Raw genomic sequence first — 956 nt, 5'->3', positions numbered from 1 at the left:
CGTCGACGGCATCGAGCAGCGCGACTGCTACGGCGCGATCGTCCTCGACGAGCAGCCGGAACTAGTCATGGCCCAGGCCAAGGGACGATCAACCAGGTCGTCGCGCAGGTAGGCACCGAAGTGCCGCGACTGCGGCGGGGCGATGGTCTCCTTCCACGTCCACGTCCGCGTCAGTGTCTTCCGGACCGTCTACGACAGGGCCGGACAGCGGTCTCGCAGGCGGACCTCGTCCTGGCCGTCGGCTCGAAGGGCATGTACGGCGGCTACTTCGGCCGCATCGCCCCCCCGGCCACGGTCATCCAGGTCAACCCCAAGCCCACCCAGTCCGCCGAGCGGGCGCCCCTGTCCATCCGGGCAGCGGCGGACGAGGTGGACGAGGTGGACGAGGTGGACGAGTGGCGCTGAGGACCCCGGCACGGACGACGACGGATCGACGAAGGAGAGAAGCCATGAGCATGGACGGCAAAGTGTGCGTCATCACCGGCGGCACGGATCGGCGCGGTCGTCGCCCACAACCCCACCATCTGGGGAGACCAGGTCGTCGAGTTCGGTCCGATGCGCTTCAGCGGCGCGGACTTCCTCGGCGACGACGTTCTCGCGGCGCTGCGCAGCCGGCCGTGGCCGACGTCGTACGAGTTCCACCCGGGCGCCGGCCACGGCTTCGGCCAGGGACCCACCGGCGACGACGCCGCGGCCCACCCGACGCCTTGCCGCGGACCCTGCAGGTGCTCTCCGCGCCCACGCCGCCAGCCTGACTCCAGAACCCAAGGAATACCGCATGCAGAAGAACAAGAAGAAGATCCTCGTAGTCGGTGCCGGCTTCGCCGGACTGTCCGCCGCATACTGGCTCGGCCGCCACGGTCATGAGGTCGTGGTCATCGAGCGGTCTCCGACCCTCAGGGCCTCCGGCGCGCAGATCGACCTCCGGGCGCAGGGCGTCGACGTCGTCAAGCGCA

3 protein-coding genes are annotated in these 956 nt (G+C 69.8%); 2 read left to right on the top strand and 1 reads right to left on the bottom strand.

The features are described 5' to 3' along the window. The first annotated feature begins 252 nt into the window (after positions 1 to 252). Entirely contained in the window at positions 253 to 405 is a 153-nt protein-coding gene (locus GFH49_RS00015; RefSeq protein WP_155053637.1) for a hypothetical protein, read from the top strand. A 72-nt stretch (positions 406 to 477) separates the two neighbouring features. Here the strand turns inward: GFH49_RS00015 and GFH49_RS00010 are convergent, their stop codons facing one another. Then, positions 478 to 699, bottom strand: a complete 222-nt coding sequence (locus tag GFH49_RS00010) for a hypothetical protein (RefSeq protein WP_155053636.1) — start codon at positions 697 to 699, stop codon at positions 478 to 480. Positions 700 to 778: 79 nt separating this feature from the next. On the opposite strand from GFH49_RS00010, the gene GFH49_RS00005 reads away from it, so the two are divergent. Then, a partial coding sequence (locus GFH49_RS00005) for an FAD-dependent oxidoreductase (protein ID WP_155053635.1) occupies positions 779 to 956 on the top strand: 178 nt, incomplete at its 3' end.

Origin of the sequence: Streptomyces blattellae (genome assembly GCF_009709555.1) — a bacterium.
In the GTDB taxonomy this organism is placed as follows: Bacteria; Actinomycetota; Actinomycetes; order Streptomycetales; family Streptomycetaceae; genus Streptomyces; species Streptomyces blattellae.
This window is presented reverse-complemented; position numbering and strand designations above follow the sequence as displayed.